This window comes from Variovorax fucosicus, from assembly GCF_030316825.1.
Taxonomy (GTDB): Bacteria; Pseudomonadota; Gammaproteobacteria; order Burkholderiales; family Burkholderiaceae_C; genus Variovorax; species Variovorax fucosicus.
Genome location: NZ_JASZYU010000001.1, coordinates 1,387,335 through 1,406,692, shown reverse-complemented (window position 1 = coordinate 1,406,692; position 19,358 = coordinate 1,387,335). Strand labels below are relative to the sequence as shown.

Below are 19,358 nucleotides of genomic sequence, written 5' to 3'. Positions count from 1 at the left end.
TCAGTTCCAGAGGTGTGCCATCACGCCAGCCACCTCTTGCGCCGCTTGTAGCTCTTCACATCGCGGAAGCTCTTGCGCTCCGCGCCGCCAACGCCGAGGTAGAACTCCTTGACGTCTTCGTTGTTGGCCAGGTCGCCGGCCTTGCCGTCCATCACGATGCGGCCGCTTTCCAGGATGTAGCCGTAGTCGGCGTAGCGCAGTGCCATGTTGGTGTTCTGCTCGGCCAGCAGGAAGGTCACCTTCTCCTTGGTGTTGAGGTCTTTCACGATCTCGAACACCTCTTCGACGATCTGCGGCGCCAGGCCCATCGAGGGCTCGTCGAGCAGCACCATGGTCGGGTTGGCCATCAGCGCGCGGCCGATCGCGCACATCTGCTGCTCGCCGCCCGAGGTGTAGGCCGCCTGCGAAGTGCGGCGGGTTTTCAGGCGCGGAAAGTAGGCATACACCTTGTCGAGCGTCTGCTGCACCGCGGCCTTGCCGTCCTTGCGCGTGTAGGCGCCCGTCATGAGGTTCTCTTCGATGGTCAGGTGGGCAAAGCAGTGGCGGCCTTCCATCACCTGGATCAGGCCGCGCTGCACCAGCGCCGAGGGCGTGAGCGCCTCGATGCGCTCGCCGCGCAGCTCGATCGTGCCCTTGGTCACCGCGCCACGCTCGCCTGCCAGCAGGTTGCTCACGGCACGCAGTGTGGTCGTCTTGCCCGCGCCGTTGCCGCCCAGCAGCGCCACGATGCCGCCCTCGGGCACCACGAGCGAGACGCCCTTGAGCACGAGGATCACGTGGTTGTAGATGACCTCGATGCCGTTGACGTTGAGAACGATGTTCGGTGAACTCATATTGCTTCCAATGACTGGCGAAGCCGCCCGGCTGCCCCTTCGCGGAACACCGCGGAACCGGCTTTGCCGGGCCGCTGGTGTTGCCCCCTCGAAGGGGGTTGGCGGAGCGACACGAAGTGCGCGAAGCCTGGGGGTGGGCCTAGCTCTGGCAATCCGCGGGGGTACGCGGTGTGAGCTTCTTCTCGGCCGCGTACTTGGCAGCGGTCGACTTCACGAGCGGCTTGATGATCTGCTCGTCGGCCTGCAGCCAGTCAGACGTGAACTTCCATGCCTTGCCGTCCCAGGTGTGGATGCGCGCCCAGGCCGCACCCATGTGGTCCGAGCACGAGGTGCTGATCGGGCGCATCACGCCCGCAAAGCCCAGGCCGTCGAGCTTGGCTTGCGTGAGGTTGAGGTTCTCCAGCCCCCAGCGCACCTGCTCGCCCGTCATGACCTTGCCCTTGCCGAAGCGATCCTGCGCGGCGCGGATGCCTTCCACGCCGAGCATCGCGCTCATGGCGCCGCGCATGTAGAGCACCTGCCCGACTTCGTCCTTCGGGCCGGTGCCCTGGTTCTTGTCGTGCAGCATCGCGACCACGTCCTTCACGAGCTTGGACTGCGGCTCTGCACCGTGCTGCATGGTCACGGCGTTGTAGCCCTTGGCGCCGTCGCCCACATCCTTCACGTCGGGTTCGGCGCCGGCCCACCACACGCCGTACATCTTCTCGCGGGCGAAGCCGGTGGCCTGCGCTTCCTTGATGGCGGTGGAGTTCATCACGCCCCAGCCCCACAGCAGCACGAAGTCGGGACGGGCCTGGCGCACCTGCAGCCAGGTGGCCTTCTGCTCGACGCCGGGCGCTGTCACCGGCAGCAGCTGCAGCTCGAAGCCGTGCAGCTTGGCGCGCTCCTGGAGCAGCGGGATCGGCTCCTTGCCGTACGGGCTGTCGTGATAGATCAGGGCGATCTTCTTGCCCTTGAGCTTGTCGAGCCCGCCTTCCTTCTTGGCGATCGCCTGGATGATCGCGTCGGCCGCGACCCAGTAGGTGCCGGCGATCGGGAAGTTCCACTTGAACACCGAGCCGTCGGCGCTCTCGCTGCGGCCGTAGCCCACGGTCACCACGGGGATCTTGTCGACCGGCGCCTTCTCGGTGATGGCGAAGGTGGCGCCGGTGGACAGCGGCTGCACCAGCGTGGCGCCGCCGTTCTTGCCCTTCAGGCGCTCGTAGCACTCCACGCTGCGCGCCGTGTCGTAGCCGGTCTCGCATTCCTCGAAGGTGAGCTTCACGCCGTTGATGCCGCCGCGCGCATTCACCAGCTTGAGATAGTCGACATAGCCGTTGGCCCAGGGCGTGCCGTTCGGCGCGTAGGCGCCGGTGCGATACGACAGCACGGGAATGAACTGCTCGGTGGGCTGCGCGAACGCGGGGGCCGCTCCCGCCAGCGCGGACGCGGTGGCCACGGCAAGTGCGAGTGATTTCAGTTTCATGGTTGTCTCCTGGGGTTGGATGGGAAAGTCACGCGATCAATGAGGGAAGGGCCAGAGGCGCAGCTTCTGCTTGCCGGTGGACCAGAGCTTGGCCAGCCCGTGCGGCTCGACGATCAGGAACCACACGATGAGGCCACCGAAGATCATCAGCTCGGCATGCGCGATGCCGACGGTCGAGATCTGTGCGCCGAACCAGCCGGCGATGACCGGCAGCGCCTGGTTCAGCACGATCGGCAGCACGGTGATGAAGGCCGCGCCGAAGAAGGCGCCCATGATCGAGCCGAGCCCGCCGATGATCACCATGAAGAGCAGCCGGAACGACTGGTCGACCGAGAACGCCGCCGGTTCCCAGGCGCCGAGGTAGACAAAGGCCCAGAGCGCACCGGCCACGCCGATGATGAACGAGCTGACCGCGAAGGCGCTGAGCTTGGCGTACATCGGGCGGATGCCGATCACTGCGGCGGCCACGTCCATGTCGCGGATCGCCATCCACTCGCGGCCGATGGCGCCGCGCACCAGGTTCTTGGTCAGCACGGCGACCACCAGGAGCACCACCAGGCAGAACAGGTACTTGCTCGCGGCACTTTCGATCGGCCAGCCGAAGACCTGCAGGTTCGACACCGACACCGAGCCCGAGGGCGTGTCGAGCGTGAACCACTTGATGCGCAGGAACATCCAGTCGCTGAAGAACTGGGCGGCCAGCGTCGCGACCGCGAGGTAGAGGCCCTTGACGCGCAGGCTGGGCAGGCCGAACAGGATGCCGAACAGCGTGGCGCACAGGCCGCCCAGGATCAGCGCGGGAATCAGCGGCAGCCCCGGGAAGCGCACGAAGAAGTTGTAGGCCCCGTAGGCGCCCACCGCCATGAAGGCGCCCGAGCCCAGCGAGATCTGCCCGCAGTAGCCCACCAGCACGTTCACGCCGAGCGCGGCCAGCGAAATGATCACGAAGGGAATCAGGATCGCGCGCATCAGGTAGTCGCTGGCCAGGAGGGGCACGACGGCGAACGCGAAGACCAGCATCAGGCCGATCGCCACGCGATCCTGCAGGATCGGGAAAACCTGCTGGTCGGCGCGGTAGCTGGTCTTGAACTGGCCGTTTTCTCTGTAGAACATGGTCAGACCCGATCAATGATTTTTTCGCCGAACAATCCTTGTGGACGGAACAACAGGAAGACAAGCGCCAGCACGTAGGCGAACCAGATCTCGATGCCGCCGCCCACGTACGGGCCCAGGTACACCTCCGACAGCTTCTCGCCGACGCCGATGATCAGCCCGCCGATGATCGCGCCCGGCACCGAGGTGAGCCCGCCGAGGATCACCACCGGCAGCGCACGCAGCGCCACCGTGGTGAGCGAGAACTGCACGCCCAGCTTGCTGCCCCAGATCATTCCGGCCACGAGCGCCACCACGCCGGCCACGCACCAGACGATGACCCAGATGCGCGCGAGCGGAATGCCGATCGACTGCGCGGCCTGGTGGTCGTCGGCCACCGCGCGCAGTGCGCGGCCGGTGCCGGTCTTCTGGAAGAACAGCGAGAGCAGCGCCACCAGCGCGGCGGCGATCGCGGCGGCGTACAGGTCTTCCTTGTTGATCAGGATGCCGCCTTCGAACATCTTGTCGAGCAGGAAGATCGGATCCTTCGGCATGCCGATGTCGATCTTGTAGATGTTGCTGCCGAACAGGGTCTGGCCCAGGCCGTCGAGGAAGTAGGCGATGCCTAGCGTGGCCATCAGCAGCGTTGCGCCTTCCTGGTTGACCAGGTGGCGCAGCACCAGCCGCTCCACCAGCCATGCCACCATGAACATCACGAGGCCCGCGACGACGAAGGCCGCGCCGTTGGCGAACCAGCGGTTGTCGATGCCCGTCCACATCGGGATCCACTCGGCGAAGCGCGCCATCGCGAGCGCGGCGAACAGCACCATCGCGCCCTGCGCGAAATTGAAGACACCCGAGGCCTTGAAGATCAGCACGAAGCCGAGCGCCACCAGCGAATACAGCATGCCCACCATGAGGCCGCCGAAAAGGGTTTCGAGAAAGAAGGCCATCAGTGTTCGACCCCCAGGTAGGCGCGGATCACGTTCTCGTTGCTGCGCACTTCGTCGGGCGTGCCGTCGCCGATCTTCTTGCCGTAGTCGAGCACCACCACGCGATCCGAGATGTCCATCACCACGCCCATGTCGTGTTCGATCAGCACGATGGTGCTGCCGAATTCGTCGTTCACATCGAGGATGAAGCGGCTCATGTCCTGCTTCTCTTCCACGTTCATGCCGGCCATCGGCTCGTCGAGCAGCAGCACCTGCGGCTCCATCGCGAGCGCGCGGCCGAGGTCGACGCGCTTCTGCAGGCCGTAGGGGAGCTGGCCGACCGGCGTCTTGCGATGCGCCTGAATCTCGAGGAAATCGATGATCTGTTCGACGAACTCGCGGTGCTTCGTTTCCTCGCGCTCGGCCGCGCCCCAGCGGATCGCCTGCTGGAATAGGTTCGACTTCATGCGCAGGTTGCGGCCCGTCATGATGTTGTCGAGCACGCTCATGCCCTTGAACAGCGCCAGGTTCTGGAAGGTGCGCGCCACGCCCATCTCGGCCACCTGGCGCGAGTTCATGTGCTTGAAGGTCTGGCCGCGGAAGGCGATGCTGCCCTGCTGCGGCTGGTACACGCCGTTGATGCAGTTGAGCATCGAGCTCTTGCCCGCGCCGTTCGGGCCGATGATGGCGCGCACCTCGTGTTCGCGCACGTCGAAGCTGATGTCGGTCAGCGCCTTGACGCCACCGAAGCCGAGGCTGATGTTCTGCACATCGAGGATGACGTCGCCGATTTTCCGGGTGCTCATCGGAAGACCTCCGTGCTGACGCACTGCGGTGCGAGCTTGCTTGGGGCGGCCCGGCGCGCGCTCATGCTGCGGCCTTCACGGGCGGGAAGCGCTTGGCTTCCACGATGGTGAGCGTGGCACTCACGGTGCCGGTGCGCCCGTCTTCGAACTTGACCTGCGTTTCGATGAACTGCTCCTTCTTGCCGCCATACAGCGCGTCGAGCAGCACCGCGTATTTCTCGGCGATGAAACCGCGCCGCACCTTGCGCGTTCGCGTGAGCTCGTCGTCGTCGGGGTCGAGCTCCTTGTGCAGCACCAGGAAGCGCGCGATCTGCGTGTCGGCCATGCCGTCTTCGGCCGCAAGGTCGGCGTTCACCTTCGCGATGCATTCGCCGACCAGTGCCAGCACCTCGGGCTTGCCGGCCAGGTCAACGTAGCCGCCATAGGCCAGCCCGCGCCGCTCGGCCCAGTTGCCGACCGCCTCGAAGTCGATGTTGATCGCGGCGCAGACCTCGTCGCGGCCGTTGCCGAAGCACACCGCCTCCTTGATCTGCGGAAAGAACTTGAGCTTGTTCTCGATGTAGTTGGGCGCGAAGATCGCGCCGCCGTTCATGCGGCCCACGTCCTTCGCACGGTCGATGATGCGCAGGTGGCCTTCGCTGTCGAGCACGCCGGCATCGCCGGTGTGGAAATAGCCTTCGGCATCGAGCACCTCGGCCGTCGCGTCGGGCCGCTTGTAGTACTCCTTGAGCACCGACACGCCGCGCACCAGCACTTCGCCGTCGTGCGCGATCTTCAGTTCGATGCCCGGTGCCGCGGTGCCGACCGTCTGCAGCTTGACCTTGCCGTCCTGCTGCAGGCAGACGTACGCGCAGGTCTCGGTCTGGCCGTAGAACTGCTTGAGATTGACGCCGATCGAGCGGTAGAAACGGAACAGGTCGGGCCCGATCGCCGCGCCTGCCGTGTAGGCCACCCGGATGCGGCTCATGCCCAGCACGTTGCGCAGCGGGCCATACACCAGCGCGTTGCCGATCGCGTACATGAAGCGATCGCCGCCGCCCACCGGCGCGCCATTGAGGATGTCGGCGCCCACGCGTTGCGCCAGCGCCATGAACTTGCCATAGAACCAGCGCTTGGGGGCGGCCGCGTCTTCCATGCGGATCGAGACGGCCGTCAGCAGGCCTTCGAAGGTGCGCGGCGGGCCGAAGTAGTAGCTTGGCCCGATCTCGCGCATGTCGTTCATCACGGTCTCGGCCGACTCGGGGCAGTTGAGCGTGAAGCCGCCCACCAGCCACTGCGCCACCGAGAACAGGTGGTCGCCGACCCAGGCCATCGGCAGGTAGCTCATGATGTTGTCGCCCGGGCCGAGCTTGTCGGTCACCACGCCACCGTGACCGGCCGCGATGAAGCTCGCATGCGTCTGGCAGACGCCCTTGGGCCGGCCGGTGGTGCCGGAGGTGTAGAGGATCACGCCCACGTCGGTCGGCGCACCGCTCGCCACCGCGGCATCGAAGTAGCCCTTGTTGGCGAGGTCGAAGGCGCGGCCGAGCACGCGCAATTGTTCGTAGCCGAGCAGGCCCGGCTGCTCGTAGTGGCGCAGGCCCTTCGGGTCGTCGTAGATGATGTGGCGCAGGTTGGGCTGCTTGCCTTGCTGCAGCTCGCGGCACTCCAGCAGCTTGTCGACCTGTTCCTGGTCTTCGGCAAACACGAACTCGATCGCCGCGTCTTCCAGCATGAACACCATCTCGCCCGCCACCGCGTCCTGGTAGAGCGGCACCGGCACGCCGCGCAGGCTTTGCGCGGCCACCACGGCCATGTAGAGATGCGGCCGGTTGGCACCGACGATCGCGAGGTTGTCGAAGGGCCTGAACCCCAGGCTCGCAAGGCCGCAGGCGATCTCGCGCACTTCGGTGGCCACGTCGGCCCACGTCCAGGCCTGCCAGATGCCGAGGTCTTTTTCGCGCACGGCGGGCGCCGCGGGCTGCCGCGCCGCGTGGGCGGCCAGCAGGCGAGGGAAGGTGTCGGCGGGCAGAGGAGGAAGGTTCACAGTGGGGCGGATCGTAGGCCGCACTTTGACGCCGAGTTGTCGTTCCAACGACAATCCTAGGGACACTACTCCCCGGAGTTTCCCGATGAACATCGGCAGTTCCAGCAGCGGCAATTCGATCCGCGACCGCGTGCGTCCGGCCGATGCCGGCGAGCTCGACAACATCCCGTGGCTGCGCGCGCTCGCGGGCCCGGAGCGGCGCCGCGCCGAGGCCGCGCTGGTGGTGGGCGAGGCCGAACCCGGCGACCTGGTCTGCCGCATCGGCCGCGCGCCGACCTACTGGTTCGGCGTGATCGAGGGCCTGCTCAAGATGAGCAACGACAACGCCGATGGCACCTCGATGACCTACAGCGGCCTGCCGCCCGGCGGCTGGTTCGGCGAAGGCACCGCGCTCAAGCGGGAGCCGTACCGCTACAACATCCAGGCGCTGCGCCGCAGCCTCGTGGCGGGGTTGCCGGTCGACGACTTCCACTGGCTGCTGGACCACTCCATCGGTTTCAACCGCTTCGTGATGAACCAGCTCAACGAGCGGCTGGCCCAGTTCATCGCCGCGCGCGAGGCCGACCGGCTCAACAACCCCGACGTGCGCGTGGCGCGCAACCTGGCCGCGTTGTTCAATCCCGTGCTGTTTCCGGGCGTGGGCGAACTGCTGCGCATCACCCAGCAGGAACTGGCCTACCTGATCGGCCTGTCGCGCCAGCGCGTGAACCAGGCGCTGCGCACGCTGGAAGCGCAGGGCGCGCTGCGGGTGGAATACGGTGGGCTGCGCGTGCTCGACATGGCGGCGCTGCGCGGCGGTGGGGGTGCGGGCCCTCGATAATCGCGCAGCCCTCAAAGAGAACCAGATTGACAACCTCGCGCGAGAAAAAACCTGTTGCCGCCGCGCCGCCGCTCTATGGCCGGGTGCGCGAGATATTGGACGCGGCGCGTGCCGGCGTGGCGCGCACGGTCAACACGACACAGGTTGCTGCCAACTGGCTGGTCGGCCGCGAGATCGTTGAAGAAGAGCAGCGTGGGCAGCGGCGGGCCGGATATGGCGCCAGGTTGCTGGCCGAGCTGTCGGCGCGGCTGAACGCCGAGTTCGGGCGCGGTTACTCCGTGGACAACCTTGAAGCCTTCCGGCAGTTCTACCTCGACTATCCACAGCTGATTTCCGAGACGGTGTCTCGGAAATCTTCGGCGGCGGCGCTGGCCTTGCCCCTGGAGGCGATTTCCGGGACGCCGTCTCGGAAATCGGTGGGCGATGAAGCGTGGCAGCCCGGTGTGCTGCATCCATCGCTGTCATGGAGCCACTATCGCCAGCTCCTGCGTGTGGGGCGTGCCGAGGCGCGGGCCTTCTATGAGATCGAGGCGATCCGCAATGCGTGGTCGGTGCGCGAACTGTCGCGCCAGGCAGCGAGCCTGCTGTACGACCGCCTGGCCAAGAGCAAAGACAAAAAGGGATTGATGCGGCTGGCAACGCATGGGCATGAAGTGATGCAACCGCTCGACGCTTTGAAAGACCCGCTGGTGATCGAGTTTCTGGGGCTGCCCGAGTCCCCGAGGCTGGTGGAGTCGAAGCTGGAGCAGGCGCTCATAGACAACCTGCAAACCTTTTTGCTGGAGCTGGGCAAGGGCTTTGCATTTGTGTCGCGCCAGGAGCGCATCACGGTCGACGGCGATCACTTCTACATCGATCTGGTTTTCTATCACACGGTGCTGAAGTGCTACGTGCTGATCGACCTCAAGGTCGGCAAGCTGACCCATGGCGACTTGGGCCAGATCCAGTTCTATGTGAACTACTACGACCGCGAGCGGCGCACCGAGGGCGACAACCCGACACTTGGCGTGATCCTGTGCCCGGACAAGAACGACGCGGTGGTGAAGTACACCCTGGGCGAGCAGCAGGAGCGCAACATCTTCACCAGCCGCTACCAACTGCATCTGCCGACGGAGCAGGAGCTGGAGCGCGAGCTTCGCCGTGAGCTGAGGCAGCTTTCCTCAGGCGCATGAGCCTGCGGCGCCAGGCCAACGGGCTGGAGTGACCGTCTGACGGGCTCCGTAAGCTATCAAAACAATAGCAGATCGCATGGGGGCCGCCGCACGGGATCACTACACTCCTGCCCATGGAAATCTTTGTTCTGGCGATCCTGATCGCCTTCGGCGCGTACGCTCTCAAATCGAGAGACCAGAAGCGGCGCATTGCGTTGCTGGCCAGCCATCTCGGCAACCACCAGATCGAGAAGCTCATGGAAAAGCTCACCGACGGCTACCTGCGCTGCCTGGGCGAAGACGATGCGGAGCGCCGGGCCCAGATCTGGAGCCTGCTCGACAGCAGCGAGCAGGACTTGTCGGCGCAGTTCAACCGTTTCGCCGCCGGTTTCTCGCGCGTCGACGAATCGCAGGCGCGCGTCAGCAAGTTGCCACTGGCCTTGCCGTTCGCCGACCAGCTGCTGCCCGCATCGATGTTCTTCGACGTGCGCCAGGCCTTTGCGATCCATGCCCAGGGCATCGCCGATGCGGCCGCCAACCGCCTGCAGCAAACGCCCAAGGCCAAGGCGTTCACGATGTCGGCCGAGCTGTTCTTGATGCAACACACCTGCCACTGGTACTGCAAGTCGAAAACCGTGGCCTCCGCGCGCATGATGGCGCGGCACCGAACCTCTTACCAGCTGGCGCTCGACTCCGTCGCGCCCGGCACGCGCGACGCCTACCGCGCACTGATCGGGAGCTGAATCCACCATGTCCACGACACCCTACGCCCAGGCCGATGCCGCAGCCGATGCCCTGCTCGCCGCCAACGCGCAGAACGAGGCCATGGCGGAGCAGCTCGATGCGCTCAACGAACTGCTCGCCAAGCCGCTCAACGAAATCCTGGCCGAGCGCGACAAGTTCAAGGAAGCCGCCGCCGCCTGGGATGCCTTCGGCGCCATGTGGATGCTGTCGCAGCGCGCCATGAAGCGCGTGGCGCTCGACCTTGCGGCCGGCCAGGGCGTGAGCGAAGAAGAGGTCGTCGCGCGCGCGCTGGCGCTTGCCAACGAGGTGCTGAACGGCGACGGCGTCGACCTTGGCGGCACCATCGCCGAAGCGCAGATGGCGCACATCGACCGGCACCGTGCGGTGCTGCGCAAGCAGTTCCGCCAACCCTAGCCCCTCACCTTTTCCGGAACCCCACCATGGCCACCGCCAAATCGATCGACACGGGTGAGTACAAGCTCTTTCCGTCGCCGCGCAACGTGCACCGCGTGGTGTTCGAGCACCAGGTCTTCGTGCCGCACCCCTACATGCTGATCGACCTCGAGAGCTACTACTTCAAGGGCCGCTACAGCCTGTTCGCCGCCTGCCGCCTCGCCGACAACAAGATGGGCCAGCTCGTCACGCTCGAGCTCGATGCCGACGAGGCGAAGTTCAAGGCGAAGTTCGTTGCTGACTGATTCGTCCACTCACCACCGAAGAAGGAGACACGCACCATGTTCCAACCCACCCTCATGACCGGCCAGCGCATCCTGGTCACCGGCGGCGGCACCGGCCTCGGCAAGTCGATGGCCGAGCGTTTTCTGGGCCTCGGCGCCGACGTCGCGATCTGCGGCCGGCGCCAGTCGGTGGTCGAAGACACGGCGGCCGAATGGCGCAAGCAGTTTCCGGGGCGCCGCGTCGATGCGTTCGGCGTCGACATCCGCAACGCGCAGGCGGTCGACGAAATGGTGGAGTCGCTGTTCGCCGGCGGCGGCCTCACCGGCCTGGTCAACAACGCGGCCGGCAACTTCGTCTCGCCGACCGAGGCGCTGTCGCCGCGCGCCTTCGACGCGGTGGCCAACATCGTGTTCCACGGCAGCTTCTACGTGACGCAGGCGGTCGGCAAGCGCTGGATCGCGCAGGCCAAGGCCGGCGAGTGGAAGCCCGGCAGCCCGTACCGCAGCGTGATGAGCATCATCGTGACCTGGGTCGACAACGGCGGCCCCTACGTGGTGCCCTCGGCCATGAGCAAGGCCGGCATCGAGGTCATGACCAAGTCGCTGGCCGTGGAGTGGGCGCGCTACGGCATCCGCCTCAACGCGGTCGGCCCCGGCGAGATTCCGACCGAAGGCATGAGCAAGCGCCTGAATCCCGGCGAGGAGCCCGGCGAGCGCAGCAAGAAGAGCAATCCGATGGCACGCACCGGCGAGATGAGCGAGTTGCAGAACCTCGCCGCATTCCTCATGGCGCCCGGCCAGTGCGACTGGCTCACCGGCCAGGCCATCATGATGGACGGCGGCCAGGCGCTCGCCACCGGCGGCAACTTCTACGAACTGCGGCAGTGGAGCGACGCCGACTGGATGGCCGCCCGCGAGCGCATCGAGGCGCAGAACGCAAAAGACAAGCTCCAGCGCTGAATTCTCAACACGGACGCTACCGAAGTGAGTACTATCGTGCTATTACAACTCTTCGGTTGTGGAGCGAAGCTTTGCGTAAACCGTCGGACACCATGGGCAGTTCATTCGCGCAATGGGCTCACCTGACAGACACTCTCGCCAAGCTGTTCCTTCAGCTCCACAGCGGGGATGAATCCGTGCGTGCCGAAGTTCTGAAGCTGTCCAGAAAGCTGCAAGAGCTCAACCGCGAGATGCAGCAGGCCAGCTTTCCGCGCGCCTGAGCCAACCCCGCTCGCCGTTTTTACGGCTTCTTTACACCCCGCCCCCGAGTCCATTCCCCGTTTTTACGCACGCCTGCCGAGACTGAGTGCCATGTCTCGCAACAGGAGTGACTGAATGGATTTGGTATGGATCGCCGCCCTCGCGGCGCTGTGGGTGGCACTGGTCGTCATGGTGGCAGGGCTGCACAGGCTGCAGGCCGCCAAAGGGGAGCGGCCGTGATCAGCCTCGAAGTGCTCTATGGCTTTGGCGCTTTCATTGCGATCGCGCTGTTCGCCTATCTGGTCTACGCGCTGATCCGCGCGGAGGAGTTCTGAGTCATGAACGCCTCTGCCTGGACTCTGCTGCTGCTCTTTCTGGTCGTGCTCGGCCTGCTGGCCTGGCCAATCGGCCGCTTCCTTGCGGCATTGTGTGACGGCCGCCTGCCGCATTGGATGCAGCGCGTGGAAGCGCCGCTGTACCGCCTGGCCGGCGTGTCGGCCGGCGAATCGATGCACTGGCGCAGCTATGCGCTGGCGCTGCTGGCCTTCAATGCACTGGGCGGGCTGGTCGTCTACGGGCTGCAACGCCTGCAGGCCGTGCTGCCGCTCAACCCGGCCGGCATGGCCGCGGTCTCGCCCGATTCTTCGTTCAATACCGCGGTGGCCTTCGTCACCAACACCAACTGGCAGGGCTACGCCGGCGAGTCGACCATGAGCTATCTCACACAGATGCTCGGGCTCACGGTGCAGAACTTCCTGTCGGCCGCCACCGGCATCGCGGTCGCCTTCGCGCTGGCACGCGGCTTCGCGGCGCGGCGCACCGATGGCCGGGGCTTTGTCGGCAATTTCTGGGTCGACACCACGCGCATCACCGTGTGGCTGCTGCTGCCGCTCTCGTTTGTCGTGGCCGTGTTCTTCGCCGGCCAGGGCGTGATCCAGAACTTCGACAGCTACAAGACGGTGACCACGGTCGAGGCGCAGGCCTACCAACAGCCGAAGAACGGCCCCGACGGGCAGCCCCTGAAAGACCCAGCCGGCAATCCCGTGATGGAAGACGCCAACACCACCACCCAGACGCTGGCGATGGGCCCGGTCGCTTCGCAGGAGGCCATCAAGATGGTCGGCACCAACGGCGGCGGTTTCTTCAACGCCAACTCGGCGCACCCGTACGAGAACCCGACGGCGCTCGCCAACTTCGTGCAGATGCTGGCGATCTTCCTGATTCCGGCCGCCCTGTGCTTCGCCTTCGGCCGCGTGGTCGGGGACCTGCGGCAGGGCTGGGCGGTGCTGGCCGCGATGACGGTGATGTTCGTCATTGCCGTCGTCGTGCTGCTGCCGGCGGAGCAGGCCGGCAACCCGCTGCTCGGCGCGCTGGGCGTCGACCAGGCCACAAGCGCGCTGCAGGCCGGCGGCAACATGGAGGGCAAGGAAGTCCGCTTCGGCATCAATGCCTCCGCGTTGTTCGCCGCCGTGACCACGGCCGCCTCGTGCGGCGCGGTGAACGCGATGCACGACTCGCTCACGCCGATCGGGGGCCTGGTGCCGCTGGTGCTGATGCAGCTCGGCGAGGTGGTGTTCGGCGGCGTCGGCAGCGGCCTGTACGGCATGCTGATCTTCGCGATCCTCGCGGTGTTCATTGCCGGCCTGATGATCGGCCGCACGCCCGAGTACCTCGGCAAGAAGATCGAGGTGCACGAGATGAAGCTGACCTCGGTCGCGATCCTGGTCACGCCGATCCTGGTGCTGGCGGGCACCGCACTCGCGGTCAGCATGGTGGATGGCAAAGCCGGCATCGCCAACCCCGGCGCGCACGGCTTCTCCGAGATCCTCTACGCGCTGACCTCGGCCGGCAACAACAACGGCAGTGCGTTCGCAGGGCTTTCGGCCAACACGCCGTTCTACAACGCGCTGCTCGGCCTCGTGATGTGGCTCGGCCGCTTCGGCGTGATCGTGCCGGTGCTGGCCATCGCGGGTGCGCTCGCCGCCAAGAAGCGCCTGCCCGAGACCGCCGGCACCATGCCGACGCACGGGCCGCTGTTCGTCTCCCTGCTGATCGGCACCGTGTTGCTGGTCGGCCTGCTCAACTACGTGCCGGCGCTCGCGCTGGGGCCGGTGGTCGAGCACTTGATGTTGTGGAAGTGATCGTCATGAAAGCCAAAACCGCTTCCCTGTCGCTGCTCGACGCGGCGTTGATCAAACCCGCGCTGTGGAGCGCCTTTGCCAAGCTGAGCCCGCGCGTGCAATGGCGCAACCCGGTGATGTTCGTCGTCTACATCGGCAGCATCCTCACGACGCTGCTGTGGCTGCACGCCATCGGCTTCAAGGGCGACACCGGAATGCGGGCCGGCTTCGTGCTGGCCATTGCCGTGTGGCTCTGGTTCACCGTGCTGTTCGCCAACTTCGCCGAGGCGCTGGCCGAAGGCCGCAGCAAGGCGCAGGCGGCGTCGCTGCGCGGCCTGCGCAAGGACACCTGGGCCAAGAAGCTCAACGGCCCGCACCGCGATGCAGGCTTCCTGCCGGAGCAGGCGCCGAACCTGCGCAAGGGCGACGTGGTGCTGGTCGAAACCGGCGACGTGATCCCGCTCGACGGCGAAGTGATCGAAGGCGTGGCCTCGGTCGACGAGAGCGCGATCACCGGCGAATCGGCGCCCGTGGTGCGCGAATCGGGCGGCGACTTTTCCGCCGTGACCGGCGGCACGCGCGTGCTGTCCGACTGGCTGGTGGTGCGCATCTCGGTCAACCCGGGCGAATCCTTCCTCGACCGCATGATCGGCATGGTCGAGGCCGCCAAGCGCCACAAGACGCCGAACGAGATTGCGCTCACCATCCTGCTGGTGGCGTTGACGCTGGTGTTCCTGATGGTCACGGTCACGCTGCTGCCGTACTCGGTGTTCAGCGTGGGCGCGGCCGGTGCCGGCACGGTGGTGTCGCTCACCGCGCTGGTGGCGTTGCTGGTGTGCCTGATTCCCACCACCATCGGCGGCCTGCTGTCGGCGGTCGGCGTGGCCGGCATGAGCCGCATGATGCAGGCCAACGTGATCGCGACCTCGGGCCGCGCAGTGGAAGCCGCTGGCGACGTCGACGTGCTGCTGCTCGACAAGACCGGCACCATCACGCACGGCAATCGCCAGGCGTCGGCCTTTCTGCCCGGGCCCGGCATCACGCCCGAGCGGCTGGCGCGCGCCGCGGTGCTGGCCTCGCTGGCCGATGAAACGCCCGAAGGCCGCAGCATCGTCGAGCTGGCACGCCGCCAGGGCGTGACCGATGCGGGCGTGGACGACACGCGCTTCGTGCCCTTCACCGCGCAGACGCGCATGAGCGGAGCCGATCTGCCCGAAGCCATCATGCTGCGCAAGGGCGCGGTCGACGCGGTGCGCAGGCACGTCGAAGCGCTGGGTGGCTCGATCGCGCCCGAGGTGCTGCGCGCGTCCGACGAAGTGTCGCGCCGCGGCAGCACGCCGCTGGCCGTTTCCGAAGGCAACCGCGTGCTCGGCATCGTCGAGCTCAAGGACATCGTCAAGACCGGCATCAAGGAGCGTTTCGCCGAGCTGCGCCGCATGGGCATCAAGACCGTGATGATCACGGGCGACAACAAGCTCACGGCCGCGGCCATCGCAGCCGAGGCCGGCGTCGACGACTTTCTCGCCGAAGCGACGCCCGAAGACAAGCTCGCGCTGATCCGCCAGTACCAGGCCGAGGGGCGCCTGGTCGCGATGACCGGCGACGGCACCAACGACGCGCCGGCGCTCGCGCAGGCCGACGTCGCCGTGGCCATGGGCAGCGGCACGCAGGCCGCGAAGGAGGCCGGCAACATGGTCGACCTCGACTCGAACCCGACCAAGCTGCTCGAAGTGGTCGAGACCGGCAAGGCGTTGCTGATGACGCGCGGCTCGCTCACCACCTTCAGCATCGCGAACGACGTGGCGAAGTACTTCGCGATCATCCCGGCGATCTTCGTGTCGACCTATCCGCAGCTGGGTGCGCTCAACGTGATGCGGCTGGCGAGCCCGTCGTCGGCCATCCTGTCGGCGGTGATCTTCAATGCACTGGTGATCGTGTTCCTGATTCCGCTGGCGCTCAAGGGCGTGCGCTATCGCCCGGTCGGCGCCGCCGCACTGCTGCGCCGCAATCTCGCGATCTATGGCCTCGGCGGCCTGATCGTTCCCTTCATCGGCATCAAGGCAATCGACTGGCTGCTCGCCGTCGTGGGCCTGGTCTGAGGACACATCCATGACAACCCCACTTCTGCGTCCGGCCCTCGTGCTGTTCACAGCGCTCACGCTCGTCACCGGCGTGCTCTACCCGCTCGCCGTCACCGGCGTCGCGCAAGCTCTGTTCCCCGCGCAGGCTGCGGGCAGCCTGGTGTTGCGCGATGGCAAGCCGGTCGGCTCCGCGCTGATCGGCCAGGCCTTCAGCGACCCGAAGCACTTCTGGGGCCGCCCGTCGGCCACGGCACCGATGGCCTACAACGCATCCGCCTCGGGCGGCGCGAACCAGGGGCCGCTGAACCCGGCGCTGGCCGACGCGGTCAAGGCCCGCATCGAGGCGCTGCGCGTGGCCGACCCCGGCAACACGGCACCCGTGCCGGTGGATCTGGTCACCGCATCGGCGAGTGGGCTCGATCCGCACATCAGCCCGGCGGCGGCGCACTACCAGGCGGTGCGGGTCGCACGCGTGCGCGGCCTGCCGGTCGAGCAGGTCGAGCAACTCATCGCCAGCAACACCGAGGGCGCGCTGTGGGGGCTGCTCGGCGAGCCGCGCATCAACGTGCTGGCGCTGAACCTCGCGCTCGACCCGGCGAAGTAGCACGCGATGATTGTCGACGGCGCAAGGAACGGCCCATGCGCTAACCTGACGGGCCGCCTCCCATGAACGAAGTCGTCCGCCCCGACCCCGACGCGCTGCTCGCGCAGATGCGCAGCGACGAGGCGCGTGCCCAGCGCGGCAAGCTGCGCATCTATTTCGGCGCGAGCGCCGGCGTCGGCAAGACCTGGGCCATGCTGAGTGCGGCGCAGCGCGAGCATGCGGCGGGGCGCGACGTGCTGATCGGCGTGGTCGAGACGCATGGCCGCAGCGAGACCGCGGCATTGCTGGTCGGGCTCGATCGCCTCCCGTTGCGCCAGTTGCCGTACCGCGACCGCGCGCTGCCCGAGTTCGACCTGGATGCCGCGCTCGAACGCAAACCAGCGGTGCTGCTGGTCGACGAGCTGGCGCACACCAACGCGCCGGGTTCCCGCCATGCCAAGCGCTGGCAGGACGTGCAGGAGCTGTTGGCCGCAGGCATCGAGGTCTGGTCGGCCCTCAACGTTCAGCACCTCGAGAGCCTGAACGGCACCGTGGGCGCCATCACCGGCGTGCGGGTGCACGAGACCGTGCCCGACACCGTGCTCGACGAGGCCGACGAGGTGGTGCTGGTCGACGTCACGCCCGACGAACTCACGGCCCGGCTCGCGGCCGGCAAGGTGTACCTGCCCCAGCAGGCGGAGCGCGCTGCCCAGAATTTCTTTCGCAAAGGCAACCTGCTCGCGCTGCGCGAGATCGCCTTGCGCCGCACCGCCGAGCATGTCGAAGACGACATGCGTGGCTGGCGCGTCGAGCAGTCGGGCGCCACCGCGCTGCAGGCCTGGAACACGTCGGGCGCCATCCTCGCCTGCGTCGGCCCGAGCGAGGGCGCGGCCCAAACGGTGCGTGCCGCGGCGCGGCTCGCCGGGCAGCTCAACGTCCGCTGGCATGCCGCGTACGTGGAGACGCCGCCGCTGCAGCGCCTCGCCGCCGCGCAGCGCGACCGCATTCTGGCGGTGCTCAAGCTGGCCGAAGAACTGGGTGCCGCCACGGCCGTGCTGACCGGCGCCGACATCGCGCAGCAACTCGCCGCGCAGGCGCAGCGCCTCAATTGCGCCACGCTGGTGATCGGTCGGCCCGCGCCGGACGCCGGCTGGCGCGGCTGGTGGCCGCAGGCATCGCTGGCGCGCGCCCTGGCGCAGCAGGCGCCGGCGCTCGACATCGTCGAGGTCGGCCGTGCGGAAAGCTCGCGTCGCCTGTCCAGCGCGCCGCTCGGCCGGGGGCGCGGCGCCGAGGCGACCGACGACGCCGATGCCGACCGCCCGCACGCGCGCTGGCCGGGCTACGCCTGGGCCGCCGCCAGCAGCGTGGCCGTGACCCTGCTCGCGACGCCGCTGGCTGGCGTGCTCGAACTGGCCAACATCGTGATGCTGTTCCTGCTCGGCGTGGTCGGTGTCGCCATCCGCTTCGGGCGCGGGCCGGCCGCGTTCGCAGCGGCGCTCAACGTGGCCGCGTTCGACTTCTTCTTCGTGCAGCCGCGGTTCTCGTTTGCCGTGAGCGACGTCCAGTACCTCGTGACCTTCGCGGTGATGCTCGGCGTCGGCCTGCTCGTGGGCCAGCTCACCGCGGGTCTTCGCTTCGCGGTGGGTGTCTCGACCAGCCGGGAGCGGCGCGCGCAATCGCTGTTCGAGCTCACGCGCGAGCTCTCGGCCGCACTCGAAAGCACGCGCGTGGTCGAACTCGGCGCGGCCGCCGTGCAGGGGCATTTCGGTGGCCGGGCGCTGGTGCTCGTCACCAATGCGGCCGACCAGCTGGTGGCGCCCGCAGCGCCGCCGCCCGGGTTCGATGCGAGCGTGGCCGACTGGGCGTTCCGCCAGGGCCAGCCGGCCGGCCTCGCCACTGCCACGCTGGCCGCGCAGCCCTGGCACTACGTGCCGCTGCAGGCGCCGATGCGCGTGCGCGGCGTGCTCGCGCTCGAGCCCGCGCAACCGCGCTGGCTGCTGATCCCGGAGCAGGCGCAGCAACTCGAAACGCTGGCGAGGCAGATCGCGATCGCGCTGGAACGGGTGCACTACGTCGAGGTCGCGCAGCAGGCCGTGGTCGAGATGGAGTCGGAGCGGCTGCGCAACGCATTGCTTGGCGCCATTTCGCACGACGTGCGCACGCCGCTCACGGCGCTGATCGCACTGGCCGAGTCGCTGCAGACCCTGCCGGCCGAACAGCACGGCGCGGCGGCGCAGGCGATCGTGGCGCAGGCGAGGGCGCTCAACGCGCTGGTCAACAACCTGCTCGACATGGCGCGGCTCGAAAGCGGCATCGGCGACGGTGCGGTCAATCTGCGGCGTGACTGGCAGTCGGTGGAGGAGGTGGCGGGTTCGGCCATCCGCGCCGCGCAGCCTGCGCTGGGCGGCCGGTCGGTGCAGACGGCACTCGCGCCCGACCTGCCGCTGGTCGAATTCGATGCGGTGCTGATCGAGCGCGTGCTGGTCAACCTGCTGGAGAACGCGGCCAAGTACGGCGCGCAACCGATCGTGCTGGGCGCGACGGTCACGCCGGCGGCACTGGTGCTTACCGTGCGCGACCACGGCGCCGGCCTGCCTGCCGCGCTGCAGGGCCATGAGCAAACGCTGTTCGACAAGTTCACGCGCGGCCAGGCCGAGTCGGCCACGCCCGGTGTCGGCCTCGGCCTGGCGATCTGCAAGGCGGTCGTGAGCGCGCACGGGGGCGAGATCACGGCGGCCAACGCGCGTGGCGGCGGTGCAGAATTCACCGTGACCCTGCCGCGGCGCGCACCGCCCCGTCCTCCGGAACTGCCCGACGCTTGAGCCGCC

General features: G+C 67.4%; 18 protein-coding genes. 12 read left to right on the top strand and 6 right to left on the bottom strand.

Going from position 1 to position 19,358, the window contains the following annotated elements; all coding sequences use genetic code 11:
* Positions 1 to 20 precede the first annotated feature (20 nt).
* The 6 genes from QTI05_RS06525 to QTI05_RS06500 form a co-directional block, all read right to left on the bottom strand.
* Positions 21 to 833, bottom strand: coding sequence for an ABC transporter ATP-binding protein (locus QTI05_RS06525; RefSeq protein ID WP_286541291.1), 813 nt, complete (start codon positions 831 to 833; stop codon positions 21 to 23).
* A 139-nt stretch (positions 834 to 972) separates the two neighbouring features.
* Positions 973 to 2,298 carry an ABC transporter substrate-binding protein gene (locus QTI05_RS06520; RefSeq protein WP_286541293.1) on the bottom strand — a complete coding sequence of 442 codons (1,326 nt, stop codon included), beginning with the start codon at positions 2,296 to 2,298 and terminating at the stop codon, positions 973 to 975.
* A gap of 36 nt (positions 2,299 to 2,334) precedes the next feature.
* On the bottom strand, positions 2,335 to 3,411 hold the full coding sequence (locus QTI05_RS06515) for a branched-chain amino acid ABC transporter permease (protein WP_286541295.1): 1,077 nt from the start codon (positions 3,409 to 3,411) through the stop codon (positions 2,335 to 2,337).
* A gap of 2 nt (positions 3,412 to 3,413) precedes the next feature.
* Positions 3,414 to 4,343 (bottom strand): branched-chain amino acid ABC transporter permease, encoded by a 930-nt coding sequence (locus tag QTI05_RS06510; protein WP_286541296.1) that lies wholly within the window; start codon positions 4,341 to 4,343, stop codon positions 3,414 to 3,416.
* Positions 4,343 to 5,128 (bottom strand): ABC transporter ATP-binding protein, encoded by a 786-nt coding sequence (locus QTI05_RS06505; protein WP_286623512.1) that lies wholly within the window; start codon positions 5,126 to 5,128, stop codon positions 4,343 to 4,345. The genes QTI05_RS06510 and QTI05_RS06505 overlap by 1 nt, the downstream gene beginning before the upstream one ends.
* 61 nt (positions 5,129 to 5,189) lie before the next feature.
* Positions 5,190 to 7,247, bottom strand: a complete 2,058-nt coding sequence (locus tag QTI05_RS06500) for an AMP-binding protein (RefSeq protein ID WP_286623510.1) — start codon at positions 7,245 to 7,247, stop codon at positions 5,190 to 5,192.
* Between QTI05_RS06500 and QTI05_RS06495 the strand changes: the two genes are divergently transcribed.
* The 12 genes from QTI05_RS06495 to QTI05_RS06440 all read left to right on the top strand — a co-directional run bounded on the left by QTI05_RS06495 (position 7,240) and on the right by QTI05_RS06440 (position 19,352).
* Complete coding sequence (locus QTI05_RS06495; RefSeq protein WP_286541300.1) at positions 7,240 to 7,974, top strand: Crp/Fnr family transcriptional regulator; 735 nt, start codon at positions 7,240 to 7,242, stop codon at positions 7,972 to 7,974. The genes QTI05_RS06500 and QTI05_RS06495 overlap by 8 nt on opposite strands.
* A 26-nt stretch (positions 7,975 to 8,000) precedes the next feature.
* Positions 8,001 to 9,146 (top strand): PDDEXK nuclease domain-containing protein, encoded by a 1,146-nt coding sequence (locus QTI05_RS06490; protein ID WP_286541301.1) that lies wholly within the window; start codon positions 8,001 to 8,003, stop codon positions 9,144 to 9,146.
* 113 nt (positions 9,147 to 9,259) lie between these two features.
* A complete protein-coding gene (locus QTI05_RS06485; RefSeq protein WP_286623509.1) occupies positions 9,260 to 9,868 on the top strand; it encodes a hypothetical protein in 609 nt (202 codons plus the stop codon).
* 7 nt (positions 9,869 to 9,875) lie between these two features.
* Positions 9,876 to 10,283, top strand: a complete 408-nt coding sequence (locus tag QTI05_RS06480) for a hypothetical protein (protein ID WP_286623508.1) — start codon at positions 9,876 to 9,878, stop codon at positions 10,281 to 10,283.
* A gap of 26 nt (positions 10,284 to 10,309) precedes the next feature.
* Positions 10,310 to 10,567: a hypothetical protein gene (locus QTI05_RS06475; RefSeq protein WP_286623507.1), complete on the top strand. Its 258-nt coding sequence runs from the start codon at positions 10,310 to 10,312 to the stop codon at positions 10,565 to 10,567.
* Between the two features lie 36 nt (positions 10,568 to 10,603).
* Complete coding sequence (locus QTI05_RS06470; RefSeq protein ID WP_286623506.1) at positions 10,604 to 11,506, top strand: SDR family oxidoreductase; 903 nt, start codon at positions 10,604 to 10,606, stop codon at positions 11,504 to 11,506.
* Positions 11,507 to 11,598: 92 nt separating this feature from the next.
* A complete protein-coding gene (locus tag QTI05_RS06465) occupies positions 11,599 to 11,766 on the top strand; it encodes a hypothetical protein (protein ID WP_286623505.1) in 168 nt (55 codons plus the stop codon).
* Positions 11,767 to 11,982: 216 nt separating this feature from the next.
* On the top strand, positions 11,983 to 12,081 hold the full coding sequence (kdpF, locus tag QTI05_RS06460; RefSeq protein ID WP_286541315.1) for a K(+)-transporting ATPase subunit F: 99 nt from the start codon (positions 11,983 to 11,985) through the stop codon (positions 12,079 to 12,081).
* A gap of 3 nt (positions 12,082 to 12,084) precedes the next feature.
* Positions 12,085 to 13,887, top strand: a complete 1,803-nt coding sequence (kdpA, locus tag QTI05_RS06455) for a potassium-transporting ATPase subunit KdpA (RefSeq protein WP_286623504.1) — start codon at positions 12,085 to 12,087, stop codon at positions 13,885 to 13,887.
* A 5-nt stretch (positions 13,888 to 13,892) separates the two neighbouring features.
* Positions 13,893 to 15,965, top strand: coding sequence for a potassium-transporting ATPase subunit KdpB (gene kdpB / locus QTI05_RS06450; protein WP_286623503.1), 2,073 nt, complete (start codon positions 13,893 to 13,895; stop codon positions 15,963 to 15,965).
* Between the two features lie 10 nt (positions 15,966 to 15,975).
* Positions 15,976 to 16,551, top strand: a complete 576-nt coding sequence (gene kdpC, locus QTI05_RS06445) for a potassium-transporting ATPase subunit KdpC (RefSeq protein WP_286623501.1) — start codon at positions 15,976 to 15,978, stop codon at positions 16,549 to 16,551.
* A 62-nt stretch (positions 16,552 to 16,613) separates the two neighbouring features.
* Positions 16,614 to 19,352, top strand: coding sequence for a DUF4118 domain-containing protein (locus QTI05_RS06440; RefSeq protein ID WP_286623499.1), 2,739 nt, complete (start codon positions 16,614 to 16,616; stop codon positions 19,350 to 19,352).
* Positions 19,353 to 19,358 lie beyond the last annotated feature (6 nt).

Bases quoted from the DNA above. Each gene is read 5' to 3' on its own strand.
- QTI05_RS06510 (WP_286541296.1), bottom strand. From the start codon at position 4,343: ATGGCCTTCTTTCTCGAAACCCTTTTCGGCGGCCTCATGGTGGGCATG.
- QTI05_RS06480 (WP_286623508.1), top strand. From the start codon at position 9,876: ATGTCCACGACACCCTACGCCCAGGCCGATGCCGCAGCCGATGCCCTG.
- kdpB (WP_286623503.1), top strand. From the start codon at position 13,893: ATGAAAGCCAAAACCGCTTCCCTGTCGCTGCTCGACGCGGCGTTGATC.
- QTI05_RS06495 (WP_286541300.1), top strand. From the start codon at position 7,240: ATGAACATCGGCAGTTCCAGCAGCGGCAATTCGATCCGCGACCGCGTG.
- QTI05_RS06465 (WP_286623505.1), top strand. From the start codon at position 11,599: ATGGGCAGTTCATTCGCGCAATGGGCTCACCTGACAGACACTCTCGCC.
- QTI05_RS06500 (WP_286623510.1), bottom strand. From the start codon at position 7,247: ATGTTCATCGGGAAACTCCGGGGAGTAGTGTCCCTAGGATTGTCGTTG.
- QTI05_RS06505 (WP_286623512.1), bottom strand. From the start codon at position 5,128: ATGAGCACCCGGAAAATCGGCGACGTCATCCTCGATGTGCAGAACATC.
- QTI05_RS06520 (WP_286541293.1), bottom strand. From the start codon at position 2,298: ATGAAACTGAAATCACTCGCACTTGCCGTGGCCACCGCGTCCGCGCTG.
- kdpC (WP_286623501.1), top strand. From the start codon at position 15,976: ATGACAACCCCACTTCTGCGTCCGGCCCTCGTGCTGTTCACAGCGCTC.
- QTI05_RS06475 (WP_286623507.1), top strand. From the start codon at position 10,310: ATGGCCACCGCCAAATCGATCGACACGGGTGAGTACAAGCTCTTTCCG.
- QTI05_RS06440 (WP_286623499.1), top strand. From the start codon at position 16,614: ATGAACGAAGTCGTCCGCCCCGACCCCGACGCGCTGCTCGCGCAGATG.
- QTI05_RS06470 (WP_286623506.1), top strand. From the start codon at position 10,604: ATGTTCCAACCCACCCTCATGACCGGCCAGCGCATCCTGGTCACCGGC.
- QTI05_RS06515 (WP_286541295.1), bottom strand. From the start codon at position 3,411: ATGTTCTACAGAGAAAACGGCCAGTTCAAGACCAGCTACCGCGCCGAC.
- QTI05_RS06525 (WP_286541291.1), bottom strand. From the start codon at position 833: ATGAGTTCACCGAACATCGTTCTCAACGTCAACGGCATCGAGGTCATC.
- QTI05_RS06485 (WP_286623509.1), top strand. From the start codon at position 9,260: ATGGAAATCTTTGTTCTGGCGATCCTGATCGCCTTCGGCGCGTACGCT.
- kdpA (WP_286623504.1), top strand. From the start codon at position 12,085: ATGAACGCCTCTGCCTGGACTCTGCTGCTGCTCTTTCTGGTCGTGCTC.